The organism is Saccharopolyspora sp. NPDC045941 (assembly GCF_056431445.1).
Map to the genome: position 1 here is coordinate 1 of NZ_JBWKKU010000116.1, position 14,624 is coordinate 14,624.

14 protein-coding genes and 2 pseudogenes are annotated in these 14,624 nt (G+C 68.0%); 5 read left to right on the forward strand and 11 right to left on the reverse strand.

Annotated elements, in window-relative coordinates:
- Window positions 1–122: 122 nt before the first annotated feature.
- From AC07FN_RS44515 to AC07FN_RS44550, 8 genes are all read right to left on the reverse strand, one after another.
- Window positions 123–626 (reverse strand): hypothetical protein, encoded by a 504-nt coding sequence (locus tag AC07FN_RS44515; protein WP_478401139.1) that lies wholly within the window; start codon window positions 624–626, stop codon window positions 123–125.
- Between the two features lie 232 nt (window positions 627–858).
- On the reverse strand, window positions 859–1,884 hold the full coding sequence (locus AC07FN_RS44520; RefSeq protein ID WP_478401140.1) for an iron-containing redox enzyme family protein: 1,026 nt from the start codon (window positions 1,882–1,884) through the stop codon (window positions 859–861).
- A complete protein-coding gene (locus tag AC07FN_RS44525; RefSeq protein WP_478401151.1) occupies window positions 1,841–2,020 on the reverse strand; it encodes a CDGSH iron-sulfur domain-containing protein in 180 nt (59 codons plus the stop codon). The genes AC07FN_RS44520 and AC07FN_RS44525 overlap by 44 nt, the downstream gene beginning before the upstream one ends.
- Window positions 2,021–2,084: 64 nt before the next feature.
- Window positions 2,085–2,774, reverse strand: coding sequence for a HemK2/MTQ2 family protein methyltransferase (locus AC07FN_RS44530; protein WP_478401141.1), 690 nt, complete (start codon window positions 2,772–2,774; stop codon window positions 2,085–2,087).
- A 24-nt stretch (window positions 2,775–2,798) separates the two neighbouring features.
- A complete protein-coding gene (locus AC07FN_RS44535; protein WP_478401142.1) occupies window positions 2,799–3,779 on the reverse strand; it encodes an L-histidine N(alpha)-methyltransferase in 981 nt (326 codons plus the stop codon).
- A gap of 112 nt (window positions 3,780–3,891) precedes the next feature.
- A complete protein-coding gene (locus AC07FN_RS44540; RefSeq protein WP_478401143.1) occupies window positions 3,892–4,299 on the reverse strand; it encodes a hypothetical protein in 408 nt (135 codons plus the stop codon).
- 203 nt (window positions 4,300–4,502) lie between these two features.
- Window positions 4,503–4,919 (reverse strand): CBS domain-containing protein, encoded by a 417-nt coding sequence (locus tag AC07FN_RS44545; protein ID WP_478401144.1) that lies wholly within the window; start codon window positions 4,917–4,919, stop codon window positions 4,503–4,505.
- A 460-nt stretch (window positions 4,920–5,379) separates the two neighbouring features.
- Entirely contained in the window at window positions 5,380–5,538 is a 159-nt protein-coding gene (locus tag AC07FN_RS44550) for a DUF2188 domain-containing protein (RefSeq protein ID WP_478401152.1), read from the reverse strand.
- A gap of 20 nt (window positions 5,539–5,558) precedes the next feature.
- On the opposite strand from AC07FN_RS44550, the pseudogene AC07FN_RS44555 reads away from it, so the two are divergent.
- Window positions 5,559–5,636, forward strand: a pseudogene (locus tag AC07FN_RS44555) (phosphate transport system regulatory protein PhoU); the annotation flags it as partial.
- 195 nt (window positions 5,637–5,831) lie between these two features.
- On the opposite strand, the pseudogene AC07FN_RS44560 reads toward AC07FN_RS44555, so the two are convergent.
- Window positions 5,832–6,287: pseudogene (locus tag AC07FN_RS44560) on the reverse strand (phosphotransferase family protein); the annotation flags it as partial.
- A gap of 591 nt (window positions 6,288–6,878) precedes the next feature.
- Between AC07FN_RS44560 and AC07FN_RS44565 the strand changes: the two are divergent.
- Entirely contained in the window at window positions 6,879–8,696 is a 1,818-nt protein-coding gene (locus tag AC07FN_RS44565; RefSeq protein WP_478401145.1) for a toll/interleukin-1 receptor domain-containing protein, read from the forward strand.
- Between the two features lie 55 nt (window positions 8,697–8,751).
- Here the strand turns inward: AC07FN_RS44565 and AC07FN_RS44570 are convergent, their stop codons facing one another.
- A complete protein-coding gene (locus AC07FN_RS44570; RefSeq protein WP_478401146.1) occupies window positions 8,752–8,910 on the reverse strand; it encodes a hypothetical protein in 159 nt (52 codons plus the stop codon).
- A gap of 96 nt (window positions 8,911–9,006) precedes the next feature.
- Between AC07FN_RS44570 and AC07FN_RS44575 the strand changes: the two genes are divergently transcribed.
- Window positions 9,007–10,200: an ROK family transcriptional regulator gene (locus AC07FN_RS44575; RefSeq protein ID WP_478401147.1), complete on the forward strand. Its 1,194-nt coding sequence runs from the start codon at window positions 9,007–9,009 to the stop codon at window positions 10,198–10,200.
- On the opposite strand, the gene AC07FN_RS44580 is transcribed toward AC07FN_RS44575, so the two are convergent.
- Window positions 10,179–11,510, reverse strand: a complete 1,332-nt coding sequence (locus AC07FN_RS44580) for a sulfatase family protein (RefSeq protein WP_478401148.1) — start codon at window positions 11,508–11,510, stop codon at window positions 10,179–10,181. The two genes, AC07FN_RS44575 and AC07FN_RS44580, sit on opposite strands and share 22 nt — an antisense overlap.
- A 131-nt stretch (window positions 11,511–11,641) precedes the next feature.
- Here AC07FN_RS44580 and AC07FN_RS44585 point away from each other — a divergent pair, with 131 nt between their 5' ends.
- Both AC07FN_RS44585 and AC07FN_RS44590 read left to right on the forward strand, forming a co-directional pair.
- Window positions 11,642–13,024 (forward strand): sugar porter family MFS transporter, encoded by a 1,383-nt coding sequence (locus tag AC07FN_RS44585; protein ID WP_478401149.1) that lies wholly within the window; start codon window positions 11,642–11,644, stop codon window positions 13,022–13,024.
- Window positions 13,021–14,571, forward strand: coding sequence for an arylsulfatase (locus AC07FN_RS44590; protein WP_478401150.1), 1,551 nt, complete (start codon window positions 13,021–13,023; stop codon window positions 14,569–14,571). Before AC07FN_RS44585 ends, AC07FN_RS44590 begins: the two co-directional genes overlap by 4 nt.
- Window positions 14,572–14,624 lie beyond the last annotated feature (53 nt).

Here is a 14,624-nt window from a genome sequence, read left to right on the forward strand (position 1 = left end):
CACCCCTCGGCGCCGGACCGGCCGCCGGCCAACATGATCCTGGACCCGGGCGTCGGGATGATCGACCGGATGAGGGACGCGCTGTCCGGTCGGAACCGTTGATCGCGCTGCGGCGCTGCCGTTCAGGCGGCGTTGGAGGTGTCGACGTCCAACGCTTCGAGGAGCACGCCGCGGTGCAGGTCCGCCACTGGGGCCAGCAGGTCCGGGTGGCGCAGGAGGGTCGCAGCGCCCAGTTCCCGGTCGCCGGGGCCGGTGAGGCGGAGGAACTGGTCCGGCGAGGCGGAGCGGTGGTGGTCGACCAGCACGTCGACCGCCGTCGTGGCCAGTGCAGGGTCCCCGAGCAGGCAGGCGGCCCAGCTGGCGACCACCTCGTCGACCCAGGTCCGCCACGCCTGGCCCGCGTCGTCGTGCGCCGTCGCGACGCCGCCGACCAGCGCGTCCAGGCGGCCCGCCCCGCCGGGGCCGGCGATCAGGACGAGGTCGGCATCGACGGTGGTCGGATAGCGAAGCAGGGCAGCCGCGGTTGCGGCCTGCGCGGCCTGGGCCTCCACCAGCGCGCGGCTGAAGGCGCCCCCGCTGGACGCGGGGTAGGCGGTGGTCAGCCAGCGGGCGGTGGCCGTGATCATCGGGGCAAGGGCCGAGGACAAGTCGGGGTCTCGCTTCCTCGCTGCTCGGGACGGCTGCCATCACGGTATCCCTCGCGCGGGGCCGGCTGAAGGCCTCGCGTGCAGGTGAGGCGTAGCGCACGGCAGAAGCCGACCCGACCGGCGCGAGGTCCGAAACTCACCAACCACCCCCCGGTTCAGCTCTCCGACGGGGAGTTACGGCGCTTCTGCGCTCGTCGAGTGCCAACTACGACTACGGCGGTTGCTGGTCGGCCGGGGGCAGGAGAGAACGCTCGTCGTTGGCCCATCGGTCGAGCAGCAGCGTTTCGAGTTTGCCGCCCAGGTGGGTGCTGGCGCGGATGCCGAACACGACATCGGAGGCGAGTTCTGGCTCGGCTGCCAGCAGGGGGGCGAGGACGCTCCGCCTCACCAGTTGTTCGTGGACAGCGTCGGCTTCGACGTGCTCGGCGTAGAACTCGATGGCGTCCGGGCCGCAGCCGAGCCGTCGCATCGCCTGGACGAGCCGGTCGGAGCCGGGCGAGGAGGTGAGCTCGACGGTGGCGAACTGCCCCAGCAACGCGCCTCGAAGACCGCGGTGCAGTCCGCACATCGACATCAGGTTGACTTCGGCGAGCGCTTCCGCCGGGGCGGAATCGAGGTAGGCCCCGTACCGGTCGTCCAAGCCGAGAGCGCGCATCATCCTGGCGAACAGGTGGGAATGCATGCGTTCGGGGTTACCGGCACCGTATTCGTCGTGTTCGATCGTGACGAAAGCGGATTTGGCCGCCCCGGAGAGCCGGGGGATCACCCAGGCCTGTGGATCCGCTTCCTTGAGGTGGTACAGCGACCGGTGCGCTACGTACTCGCGCAACTGCCACAACTGCCCGTCGCGGCGGAGGTGGTGCGTGACCCCCCACGCATCGGCGGGCTCGACGAGGACGCTTTGCAGTTCGGCCTCCACGTCATCGCCGGCCGGGACGTCATCGCGTAGGGCGGTCAGAAACACTCGTTCAAGCCCGTGGCGGAACACCAACAGCGTGGGGTCCCATTCCCGCTCCGATTCGACACTGCGGAAGCCGCGGTAGTGCAGTTCGTAAAGGCAGTAGAGGGCGAGTTGCAGGTCTTGCCCGTAGGGGTCGGTCTCGTTCAGGGGCGCAGGCGGGGCCGGGTTGCCGCGGAGCGTTTCGAGGACTGCGGATGACAGCGGGCCACGTGGGGACGGTAACTCTGCTTCCTCAGTGCTGCCGATCATCTCTGGAGGTCCCGTTCTGGTCGTCATCGGTCTTCCTCCGGCGGTTCGGGGCGCAGCGGCGGTGGCTGGTGTCGCACATCGGGTAGCGGCGACTCCGGCGGCACGTGCACAGGGCGGTCACCGCACGTTCGGAACACGCGCGACGTCCGTCTGGTGTGATCATTTCGACCGGGCCGTGGATGAGCACGGGCCCCTCGCCGGTGATCTCGATGCGTGTGGGAGAGCGGTCAGCCACGGCAACCCTCCACGACGACGAGTTCCTCGTCGCGGCGGCCGGACTTCAACAGACCGCGAGATTCGAGAAGCTCGGCACGAGTTCGCATCACCGGGCCGAACGGCACGATCGATCGCGCGATCACCTGTGACCGAATGCCGACTCCCTCCAGGCGCTTCAGGGTCGCGCGCTCGTCGCACACCTCGGATTGCACGATCAAGACCGTGCCGCCGCTCCTGAGCGCTTTGGCAGACCCCGAACAGATCCGGTCGAGGACTTGCCTGCCGTCAATGCCGGCGTCCCAGCAGCGAGCAATCCGGTGGCGGGGGAGCATTGATGTGGGCGCGGGCATGTAGGGCGGATTGGCCAGCACGAGATCGAAGCGTTCGCCCCGCACCGGCTCGAAAAGGTCACCGCGACGAACGTTGACCGAGGCTCGATGGGCCCGGGCGTTGAGCCACGTTGCGACTGCGGACCGCAGAGATAGGTCGACCGCCATGACCGATGCCGCCCCGGCCCGGGCCGCCTCAAGGGCGAGCGCACCGGTACCGCAGCCGACGTCCAGCACGCGCCGTCCGCGGGCGTACCCGCCTTGGTGCATGACATCCGCCAGCAGCGAAGTGTCGTGAGCTACCCGGTAGACACCGGGAGGTCGGATGAGGGGCACTCCGCCCTGATACCCCTTGTCCGGCGATCGAAACATAGGCCCCTGGATGTTCGCTGGCCTTCAGCGACGGTAGAAGAGGAAGAGGCCGTACTGCCAGCGCTCGTCCACCCAATGAGTGTGGGGGACGAGGCCGAAGGTGCGCATCTCATCGATGAAGCGCCCGGGGTCGAACTTCGCGGAAAATCCGACGTTGATCGAATCGCCTGCGCGGAACTTCAGCCGGATGTCCAGTGCTCGCAGTTCCGCCACATGCTCCGCGGTGGCGTAGAGGTGGCCTTCGACCGTGCGGGTGTGTTCGTTGTAATGAGCCCGCGCCTGGAAGCGGTCTAGCAGGAAATCACCGTCGAAGCGACGGTTGAGGTGGGCCAGGTGGTTCAGGCGGAACCGCACGAACGCGGAGCCGCCCGGCGGATCGTTGTAGCAGGTTTCGAGGACGTGCTTGGGTTTGACCAGGTCTGCCGAAACGAGAAAGCGGTCGCCAGGTGCGAGTGTGCGCTCGATCTCCCCGAGCAGCGCGTGGCGTTCTGCGACGGTCGCGTTTCCCAACGTGCTCCCCAAGAACATCATCGTGACCGGCGCGCGACGTTGCCGGCGGATCCAGCGAAGCCCCGCTTCGTACCGGCCCCACAACCCGTGCACGGTCACCTCGCGGCAATCAGCGGCCAGCGCGTCACCGCTGGAGACGAGCATTTCGCGGCTGACATCGATGGGAAGGAACGTCGTTCGACGCCGAGCAGCGCACGCGGCGAGCAGCACTCGTGTCTTCTTGGCGCTGCCGCTGCCCAGTTCGGCGACCCACGGTGTTCCGAGCTCGTCCGCGATCGCCCCGGCATGCCGCTGCAGCAAACCGTCTTCCACGCGGGTCAGGTAGTAGTCCGGTAGCTCGGTGATCTCCTCGAAGAGTTTTGACCCGAGCGCGTCGTAGCCGAAGTGCGGCGGAACCCGGGGCGGTTCCTCGCGCAGAGAGGCCTCCAGCGCGTTGCCATCATTCCAAAATCCGGTGTCGCCATCTATGGCTTCGACCTTGGCCCGGCCTTCCAACTCCGTCCACCAACGTTCATTGCTCGGCGTCTGGAACGTGTCTCGCTCTCGTTCGACCAACATTCGTGGGGTGGCCGCAAGTTCTCTCGTGCAAGAGCAAGCCTTCGGCCCGTCAGCACGGTTTGCATCCTCCGAGCACCTCGTCGCGGGCGTAGCGCCGCAGGTGGCCGACGAACGAGTCCAGTTCGCCCGTTCCGAGCCGCACTACGTCCGAGAAGATGGCGTCGGCCGCATCCGGTTCCTGGTTCCGCACTGCCAGCGCGAATCGGTAGATGTTGAGCAGGGACCTGAGCTCAGGGCGCCATTCCGCCGCGTCCTCGTCACCGAAGCAGATCGGCGCACTCCCTTCGTAATGGCCGAGCAAGGCGAAGTACCCGCACATCTCCAAAACCCCGGCGAGGCCGTACCTGGTACGCACGGTCGCCACGACGTGCCGGGAGGCGGCATTGTCGACCGATAGTGCTTCGAACGCGCACGCTCGGACCCGCTCCAGGCAATCCGCGCTCAGGTACTCCCTCACGACGCCAACGTAACCCCACCGCCAAGCGTGTGCCGGACGCAGAACTGCGGCCGCAGCCTGAGGCGGCCCGGCTGCGGATGGACAGGTATGAGCCCGGGTGGCAGAGTGCCACATACGGAGGTCCGCAACCTGAGAGAGGTCTCCGGCGAGCCTTTCTGACGTCGGCGCACACAGCCCGCGTTTCGTGCCGCGTACTCTGTCTGTCAGTCGGAGGAGAGCGTGTCCACCAGCTCGCCCACCTCCGTGTGGGGTAGCGATCGTGCGACGTCGCTCAAGCTGACCATGCCCACCAGCTGATCACCGTCGATGACGGGCAAGCGCCGGACCTTGTGCCGGCTCATCGTCCGCAGGATCTCGTCGGCCGGATCGTCCGCGCCGATGGTGACCGCTTCCGCCTGGCCCAGATCGCCGGCCGGGAACGTGCCGGCATCCCGGCCCTTGGCGATGACCTTGGTGACCAGGTCGCGATCGGTCACGACTCCTTTGATCTTGTTGTCGGGTCCGCAGATCGGCAGGCCGCCGACGCCGAGCTCGGCCATGATCCGTGCGGCGTCGGCCGCCGTCTGGTCGGTTTGGACGCACTGTGCGCCGCTGGTCATGATCTCCCGTGCCGTCGTCATGGCTCGGATGTCCTTTCCGGTTGATGCGCAATGCGGAGCTGACCGTTCATAGAACGCCGCTTTTTTCTGGCTACCCGAGCGTTCCTCGGTGCATGCATGGCGCACACAATCTATGGATCAGCATCTCCACTGCCAGCGCCTCCCACTCGCGGTGGTGCGGTGAGACCGCTTGTGCGGCCGTGGGCGGACCCGGGTAGAGCTATCGACCGGGCAAGCGGCGTCGCGAGGTTGTCGCGAAGGGCGAGAGCTGCCGCTTAGCGCGGGCCGTGGAGGATGGAAAGGGGTTCTGTGTCCCCGGGCCGCACTGGTTTGCCGAGGGGACAGGAGTGCCATGGTGCGGCTTCGACTGCGTGATCGGCATATTCCGGGCACATTCCGCACGAACGAGTTACCGCCGCCATCGCTCGAACGAGCCCGTCGTGGTGGGAGGCCCGGCGAAGCATGGTCCCTGGGGTCGGCTTCAGCCGGGTGGCGGGTAGGGGTCGTGGCCTGGCGGCACGGTGCGCTTGTCGCGGATGGTGCCGTCGGTGCCGTGGATGACCAGTTCGCCGCCGCCGTCGCGGACGAGTTGCTCGTGTGCCGTCGAGACCGCTTCGTCCTGGGTGGTGGTGCGCGCCAGCGAGTCACGCCCGACCGGATCGGTTTTACGAGCGCTTTGCCGATCAGGCGGTTTCCGTGGCCCGACGCCTGGAGTTCGCCGCCACCGGCACGCTCCCTACCCGGCCCACATTGCAGAACGTCGCCCTTTGCTCGTGGCCGAAATTATCCATAGTGGACGGTGCTGGTCGACGCGCGCATCCTGGGGTGGCGCGCCAGCCTGAGTGGCATGGTGCGATTCGGATGCACGCTGCTGGCCGAGCCGTCCGGGCCTCGGGAACTGGTTGCGCACTACGGGTCCGGACTCTGATGATCTCAGGAAAGCTGACCCAACGTACGACCGATGTTCTGTTCCACGATGCCGAGCATCGCCGCTCGACGCGGGAAGTCACCGTCGAGCAACCGCAGGGGTCCTGCCACGAGTGACAAGTACATGGCAAGGCGATAGAACCGCATCCGGTCGTCGTCCAGGTCGTCACCGCGGAGATGGTGGTAGTTGTCGCCGAAGCGCAATTCCAGAAAGACGTGCTCCCATTCGATGTCGAAGAACATCGCACTCTCGATATCGATGAGCACCGGTTCGTCGTGATCATCGATGAGGACGTGGTCAGCACCCAGCTCGCCATGGATCAACCCGTATTCTGCGCGTGTTGCCACGGCAGCGTGCCGCTCGTCAAGAAGATCCGCGAGGCGACGTTCGACGGCCGCGATCGCCTCGACGCGAGCGGCGGCTTGGGCGAGGTGGTCCAGCGCACGGCGCAGCACAAGTTGACATCGTTCGCGGCGAGACGCATTCCTGGCGTGCTCTGGCTCCGAGAGGCTCCCCCTCTAGGAGGGGGTATGTCTCCCTTCATCGTTAGAGGCGGGGGCGGACGCAAGTTCTGGTCGTCCGCCCCCGCTACCTCTGGCGTCACTCGCCGTGCGCAGCCTAGGTGCGCAAGCCAGGGGCAAGATCAAGACATCAGATCTAGATCAGTTCCGCAAGCGGTGGCCCACAACTGGGTGGTGCACCTCAAGACGGCCGGCCCGCTCCGCGCCGTCATGGCCTGCGCTCGTAGGCCCATCCAGACGACTCGCGGTTGACTCACATCAACCTCGACGGCACGGGGATTCCTACTCACGGAGTCTCTATCCCAGGCCCCAACGGCCATGACCCCTGGTGGTCCGGAAAACGAAAGCGCCACAGAGGAAACGTCTCGGTCAGCACCCGCCGGGGTTGATCAACATTGGTCCTGGCCGCCCGTCGACGCCGGGGAGCCCGCGGGCGGCCGCAGCATGTGGTCGACATCTTCCTGGTAGACCTCACGCGCCTCGGCGGATGATCTCGCGCTTGCCGATCCGTCGTGGACGTGGTGGTGAAAGATGCGCAACACTGCCTCGGTGCCCCAGCGCCCGACGATTTTCGTCTCATATGCCTCGCACGACCGAGCCGACGCTCTTGCGCTTCGCAGTCTGCTCGCGGGGCGCGGATGCGAGTTCTGGCTCGACGTTTTCGATATCAATCCCGCAGGGCGGCTGCATGCCGAACTCGTCGACGCGCTTCATCGGGCCGACCTGATCTGCGTGCTGCTGTCCCCGTCGTCGGTTGCCTCGAAGTGGGTGCGGCTCGAACGGGATGAGGCGGTCGCGGGTGGGCAACGGCTGTTACCGATCCTCCTCCGTCCGTGCGACCTTCCTGACCGGCTCGACGGACTGGTGTGCATCGACGCGGAGGACGGCATCGATACCGAGCACGTGGGTCTGCAGATCCTCCGGGCGGTCCTCGGCAACGAGGCCGCATCCGGCCGGGAAATCGACGGAGCCTTCCGCCGGATGCTCGCCGGGCGTGAGCAGGTGCTCGCCGCGTCGGAGGCGATGCGGGACATCGACGAACAGCTCAGGCGGTTCCGCACAGAGCCGATCCGGAAGGTCGGCATCGCGCTGAATCCGTGGGCGATCCCGGCGTCACAGACACTGGAGATCCGGTTCGTCGTGGAGCAGGACAACCTCTTCACCCCGCCGGTGTCCTTCTTCTTCGCGCACTTTCGGGAGGGCGCTGCGACCTGGCCGGCAGAGTTGGCGTTCGAGCAGCCTTCGCGCCGTGACTTCCGTACCGGCCAGGCCAAGGTTGACGGGAAGATGCGCTGGATGGAACGGGTCGCGCCGCTCGGTCAGGCGATCAGGGCGCCGGCCTTCGCGAGTGACCCCACCCAGTTTCACCTCGAGTTCGACGGGGCCGACTGGACGCCCGGAGGACTCAACCTGCGCCGGACCTTTGAGCTCCCGGCCCTGGCCGAGCTGGCGGGGAACCGGGCGCACTTCCAGGTCATCCTGCACGATCAGGCGCGACGTGCCAGTGAGTTGGTCGATTCGGAGAAGACCGACCTCGACATCGAGGTCACGGCGACGCTGCCCGGCGAGGCCCGTCATCAGCACATGCATCTGCGGCTGTTCAAGACCGGCCATGACGCGCTGGAGCGGCTGCTGCTCGGCTCTGGCTACTTGTCAATGCGCGAGAGCCCGGTGGAGCGCGAGGTTCTGCTCGGGTGCTACCCGCCCCTTCGCGGACGCCCGCGACATGGCGAGGAAGAGCGCGGCGCACGTGAGGGACGGCTCCGTGCAGGGGCGGTGTACGACGAGGCCGACCTTCGCGATGCCGCTCGTGTCGCGTTGCTCGACGCCAAGATTTTCCGCAACCGCGGAGACGTTGCGGCTACGGACGCGGAGTTGTCCAAGGCCATCGACCGCCTCTCCCCGTTCGTGCTGGACGGCGAGGAGCCGGACCCTGATGACGCCGAGCTGGTCTGCGAGGCTTACTTCGGCAAGGCCGAGCTCATGGCGAGCATTCGGCGGTACGACCAAGCGCAGGTCTGGGGTGAGCAGGTCATAGAGGTCCGCAGGCGTCAGGCGGAGAGGCACCCGTACGACTCGGCCAATCACAGCCGGCTTGCCTTCATGCTGGGGCTGCACGCGGAGGAAGAGCTGAATTCGGGCGACCCTGCCGACGCGGCCCCACTGCTGGTGGAGATGGCCGGCCATGCGCGGCAGGCATTCGCGGTGACGCGAGATCCGCGCGACGCGCGCGAGCTCGTGGAGATCCTCGGGCACGCGATCAGGCTGGCGGAGCATGCGTCGATCGTTGGTCTGCCGCTCGCCGAGTGGAAGGCCGAGATCGAGCGCCTGCGCGTCGAGGGGCCCTGAACGGCGTCAGCCGCGCTTGGCGCGCACGCCGCATGGTGTGCTTGCGGAAGATGCTCTACCGCAGCGACGGAAGCAGATGCGGCAACTGGCCCGCGCGGCCTTCGAACTCGACGAAATCGGGCCAGAAGTCGTCGAAGCACGGAAGTCCGACGAGCAGCAGGTACTCGGTTCGTTCATGGAGTAAACCGTCGAAGACCCGGATCACGCGGAACACGCCGAAGACGCGCTCCAGCTCGAGGCCCTCCTGCGATGCACGCGCTTAGTTTCTCCAGCGCGGAAAATATCTGTCCCGACCGGTAGTATCTCCTGCGTGAGCACAGTAGCCGGCCGAACCAGCGCCGAGAGGATCAAGCTGCGATCCGCTGGTGGTCGTTACGAGGGACTCGTGCTGACCTTGCTGCGGATGCATCCCGGCCTGTCGCGCAGCGGCATCTCGGAGCTCACCGGCCTATCCCCGACCACGGTGACCAAGGCGGTCGCGCCGCTGCTCGAGCGGGGTTACGTGGCGGAGACCAGCGCTGGCGCCGGGCCCCGGATCGGCCGGCCCGCGATCGGGTTGCAGCTGGTGCCCGAGGCGGTCACCGTGTGCGGTGTGCAGCTGGGCGTCGGCACGGTCCGGGCTGCGCTGGTCGACGCGCTCGGGCGCCCGCAGCGGTCGATCGCCTTCGACTTCTCGGAGCGGCAGGACGCGCGGAAAGTGCTCGGCGAGGTCGCTGAGCGGATCCGGGCCGAACTGCTGGCCACGGCAGGAGCCGAGGTGATCGCCATCGGGGTCGGGGCGCCGGGGCCGGTGGACGCCGAGCATCGGGTGAACCTGCTGTCGGTGAACCTGGGCTGGCGGGACGTGCCGGTCGCGGACGTGTTGGAGCGGGTGTGCGACCGGCCGGTGACCACCGACCACAACGTCCGGGCGATGGCGCTGGCCGAGAACCGGTTCGGCCACCAGGCTCGCGACATCGCCTTCGTGCATGCGAAGACGGGTGTCGGGCTGGGGCTCGTGCTCAAGGACGAACCGTTCTTCGGCGGGCACCACGGGGTGAGCGAGCTGGGGCACGTGCAGGTCGTCACCGACGGCGAGCGCTGCCCGTGCGGTGCCCGAGGCTGTCTGGAGACGGTCGCCGCCGAGCCGGCGCTCGCGCAAGCACTGCGCCAGGCCGGTGTGTCGGAGGCGAAGATGAAGGCGGGCCCGCTGACGGTGATTGACCGCGCATCGTTCCCCGAGGCCGTCGCCGAGGTGCGTGCCCGGTTCCTGGCGCAGCTGGCCGTAGGGCTGGCCAACGTGGTCAACCTGCTCAACCCGGAGCTGATCGTGGTCGGCGGGATGCTCGCCAATGCCTCCGACGCGTTTTTGACCGACCTGGCGGCCGCGACCCAGGAGCGCGTCTTTCCGCTGCTGCGCGACTCGTTCCAGGTCCGGCGGACCTCGTTCGGGGAGAACGCGGGCACCGTCGGCGCGGCGGCCACCGCGCTCGAGGCGTTCTTCTACGCCTCGGCGACCGACTGATACGCCGCTTCGAGCGGATCTCCCGTGGCCCTCAGCCAGCGGGCGAGATGCGAGCGCGCTTGTGCCAGCGCGTCGCCGTGGGCGGGATTCCCGGCCAGGTTGTGCACGCAGTCCGGATCGGCTTCCAGGTCGTAGAGCTCCTCGGGAACGCGCCGCAGGTAGAAGTCCACTCGGTCGGCAGAGCCGGGGTCGGCGAGCATCGCGGGCCACGACAGCCCTTCCATGTTCTCGGCCTGGTAGATCTGCCCGCCGTCCGACCAGGCGTTCCAGATGTAGCCGAACCGCGCGTCCTGGGTGCACCGCATTTCGTAACGGCGCTTCGCCGCGGTCTCGTGGAAGACGGTGAAGACGCGCCCGCGGTCCGGCTGGGTTTCCCCGCGCAGCAGTGGCACGAGCGTGCGTCCGTCGAGGTCGTCAGGGATCGGGATCCCGGCGGCCGCGCAGAAGGTGGGGAACAGGTCGAGCATGCTCACGAACGACTCCGCGTCGGAGCTGCCGGGCTCGGTGACTCCCGGCCAGCGCACGATGCACGGCGTCAGACTGCTCCGCAGGTAGCAGTTGGCCTTGGCGAAGGGGAACGCCATGCCGTTGTCGGACAGGAACACGACGAGGGTGTCGTCCACTTCGGACTCGTCGAGCGCGTCGAGCACGGCGCCCACGACGTCGTCGCCGCGGCGGGCAGAGGAGAGGTACTCGGCGTACTCGGTGCGGACGCTGGGCAGATCGGGCAGGAAGCCGGGTACGTCGACCTCGTCGGCGCCGAAGGTCCGGGACGGTGCTGGATACCTCCGGCGGTCCTCCTGAGTCCACTTCTGCGCTTCTTGCCGGCTGCCGGCGAACGGGCGGTGCGGGTCGTGGGCGTTGGCCATGAGGAACCACGAACGCCCCTCGGCTTTGGCACGGGCGAGGAAATCGCGGGTGGCTGCCCCGTACGCGGCGGGGTTGCGGCCCAGCCCGAGCTCGCCCATCGAGCGGACCAGGTCCCAGCCGAAGCGCTCGACCGGCTGCAGGTGCTCGACCTTGCCCAGGATGCCGCACAGGTACCGGGCGTCGTGGAGGAGTTCGGTGAGGACGGTGACGCCGTCGTGGATCGGCTCGAACCCCTCGGCGCCGTTGCGGTGCGGCCAGCGCCCGGTCATGATCGCCGACCGGCTGGGCTGGCACACGGCCGCGGCGACGTGAGCCCGGTCGAAGACCATGCCTTCGGCCGCGAGGGCATCGAGGCGGGGCGTCGCACCGGGAACCCCGCCGAAAGCGCCGGGGGTGCGGCCGTCCATGTCATCGGCGGTGACAAGCAGGATGTTGGTCATTCCCCGGATGCTCCCGTCTCGGCCGGTCTTGTCCCCGGCTAGTCGTCTTGTTAGTTTCTCTAATCGAGAAAAAAAATTTGGACAGTACAGAGCATAGGCGACGTCCGTCCTCCAACGAAGGTGGTTCCGGTATGAGTCAGCTCGCGTCCCGGTTGGCGAGCGGTCGGCAGGTAGCCGGCGTACGGCCCGGATGGGTGTACTTCTTCGGCGCTCTCGGCGCCGTGATCTGGGGCTACGACAACGGCGTCATCGCAGGCGCGCTGTTGTTCATCACCGAGGAGTTCCACCTGACGCCCGCAGCGCAGGGGCTCGTGTCCTCGTCGCTGTCGGTGGGTTCGGCCATCGGTGCGGTGATCAGCGGTGTGCTGGCGAACCGGCTGGGCCGCAAGCAGCTGATCTTCTTCGCCGGACTCGTCTTCGGCGCCGGCATCACGGTCTGCTCGCTCGCGGTCTCGGTTCCCATGCTCATAGCAGGGCGCGCGGTGATCGGGGTCGGGATCGGGATCGTCGCGGTGTCCGTGCCGATCTACCTCACCGAGATCGCGCCCGCGCGCATCCGGGGCCGGATCGGCGCGCTGACCCAGCTGATGATCGCCTCCGGCATCCTGCTGTCCTATTTGGTCGGGTACGCGCTCGCGCCGATGCACGCCTGGCGCTGGATGATCGCGGTCGCGCTCGTGCCCGCGCTGGTGCTCGTCGTCGGGATCTGGGTGTTGCCGGAAAGCCCTCGCTGGCTGCTCACCCGCGGGCGTCTGGAGGAGGCCCGGGCCGGGTTGGCCCGCCAAGTCGACGAGGCCGAGGTGGACCAGGCGCTCGCCGAGATGCAGGAGACACTGGCCAGGGCGAAGCCGTCGTGGCGGCAGATGTTCCGGCCGGGTGTGCGGCGCGTCGTGCTCGTGGCCGTCGGGTTGTCGATCCTCACCCAGCTGCTGGGCATCAACACCGTCACCTACTACGCGCCGATCATCCTGAAGAAGATCGGGCTCACCGACGAGGCCGCGCTGCTCAACACGATCGGCTTCGGCATCGTCTCGATCATCTTCACGGTCATCGCCACCCGCGTGATCGACCGGTGGGGCCGGCGCCCGTTGCTTGTCGTCGGCGCGCTCGTGATGGGCGCTGCGATGACGGTGATGGCGGTGCTGTCCTGGACGACCGGGCTCGTCGTGGGCGTGAGCGGAGTGCTCGCCATCCTGTCGCTGGTGGTGTTCAAAGCGACCTACTCGCTGACCTGGGGGACGTCGACGCGGATCGTGGTGTCCGAGATCTTGCCGCTGAGCGTGCGCGGCTCGGCGCTCGGCTTCGCGGAGATCTTCAACTTCGCCTCGACGTTCACGCTCGCGCTGGTGTTCCCGATCCTCCTCGCCGCGGGCAGCGGGACGGCGTTCATCATCTTCGGGGCGATGGGCCTGGTCGCGTGCGTGTTCGTGCTCGCGCTGGTGCCGGAAACCAAGGGCCGGACGCTCGAGCAGATCGAAGCCGCGCAGGTGGCCGCGGGAGGTGACCCGCGTTGACCAACATCATCCTGATCCTCGCCGATGACCTCGGGTTCTCCGATCTCGGCTGCTACGGCGGCGAGATCGACACCCCGAACCTCGACCGGCTGGGGCGGCGCGGAGTGCGGATGTCCGGCTTCTACAACACGGCGCGGTGCTCGCCCTCACGGGCCAGCCTGCTCACCGGACGGCATCCGCACGAAACCGGGGTCGGCATCTTGACCGACGACCAGCGACCCTGGGGCTACCCGGGGTCGCTGGATCCGGCGGTGCCGACGGTCGCCGAACTGCTCCGCGAAGCCGGGTACGCCACCTGTCTCTCCGGCAAGTGGCACCTGTCGGCCGACACCGCCGTTCCCAACGACACCTGGCCGACCAGGCGCGGATTCGACGAGTTCTACGGCATCCTCGGCGGCGCCGACGACTACTTCCACCCGCGCGGCCTGTTCGCCGGTGAGCAGCGGCAGCCGCCGCCCGGCGACGGCTTCTACCTCACCGACGCGATCGGCCGGCACGCCGCGGAATTCGTGGCACGCCAGGCACAAGCCGCCCACCCGTTCTTCCTCTACCTCGCGTTCACCGCCCCGCATTGGCCGCTGCACGCCCCCGAAGACGACGTGCAGTCCTATGAGGACCGTTTCGACGAGGGGTGGGACGTGCTGCGCGAGCGACGATTCGCCCGCGTCATGGAGGAACGGATCCTCGGTGACGAGGCCACCCTGAGCGACCGCGACCCGAACGAGCCGGCGTGGTGCGACGCCGCTGACCACGAGTGGGAAGCACGCCGGATGAGCGTCTACGCCGCGCAGGTCACCGCCATGGACCGCGCCATCGGTCACGTGTTATCCACTGTGGAGCAGTCTGGGGTCGCTGAGGACACGCTCGTCGTGTTCCTGGCTGACAACGGCGCGTGCGCGGAGGAGATGCCGCCGGCCGATGCGCCGAAGTTCCGGCAGCGCCAGCCCCAGCACACGCTCGACGGCAAGCCCATGCGGCTCGGGAACGAGCCCGGCATCTGGCCTGGTGGCGATGACACCTTCGCCAGCTACGGCCGGGCGTGGGCGAACCTGTCGAACACCCCGTTCCGGTTCTACAAGCGTTGGGTCCACGAAGGCGGTATCGCGAGCCCGTTCCTCGCGCACTGGCCGGCGGGCGCACTGGCCGACGGGTCTCCGGTGCACACCCCGCACCAGCTCACGGACGTGCTGCCGACCCTTCTCGACGCCGCTGGGCTCACCCCGCCCGACGGCCCGGGCACGTCGATGCTCCCGCAGCTGCGCGGCGAGCCCGAGGACGGTGAGCACACGCTGTTCTGGGAGCACATCGGCAACGCCGCCGCCCGCCGCGGGCGGTGGAAGATCGTGCGCGAGGCCGGCTCCCCCTGGGAACTCTACGACCTCGCGACCGACCGGACCGAACGCCACGACCTGGCCGCAGTCCAGCCCGAGCTGGTCGACGAACTCGCGGACAGCTGGCAGCGCTGGGCGGACTCCGTCGGCGTCATCCCCTGGGACACCATCATCCGGAAAGGACTTCCCAATCGGGTTGTCAAGCCGCCGCAGTGATGGGAGGTGAATCTTGGTAGCACTGTCGGTCGCGGATCATGGCCCACAGGACG

Excerpts from the sequence above, each read along its gene's own strand:
- AC07FN_RS44525 (WP_478401151.1), bottom strand. The coding sequence starts at position 2,020 with ATGATCACACCAGACGGACGTCGCGCGTGTTCCGAACGTGCGGTGACC.
- AC07FN_RS44520 (WP_478401140.1), bottom strand. The coding sequence starts at position 1,884 with ATGACGACCAGAACGGGACCTCCAGAGATGATCGGCAGCACTGAGGAA.
- AC07FN_RS44580 (WP_478401148.1), bottom strand. The coding sequence starts at position 11,510 with ATGACCAACATCCTGCTTGTCACCGCCGATGACATGGACGGCCGCACC.
- AC07FN_RS44585 (WP_478401149.1), top strand. The coding sequence starts at position 11,642 with ATGAGTCAGCTCGCGTCCCGGTTGGCGAGCGGTCGGCAGGTAGCCGGC.
- AC07FN_RS44515 (WP_478401139.1), bottom strand. The coding sequence starts at position 626 with ATGATCACGGCCACCGCCCGCTGGCTGACCACCGCCTACCCCGCGTCC.
- AC07FN_RS44565 (WP_478401145.1), top strand. The coding sequence starts at position 6,879 with ATGCGCAACACTGCCTCGGTGCCCCAGCGCCCGACGATTTTCGTCTCA.
- AC07FN_RS44545 (WP_478401144.1), bottom strand. The coding sequence starts at position 4,919 with ATGACGACGGCACGGGAGATCATGACCAGCGGCGCACAGTGCGTCCAA.
- AC07FN_RS44530 (WP_478401141.1), bottom strand. The coding sequence starts at position 2,774 with ATGTTTCGATCGCCGGACAAGGGGTATCAGGGCGGAGTGCCCCTCATC.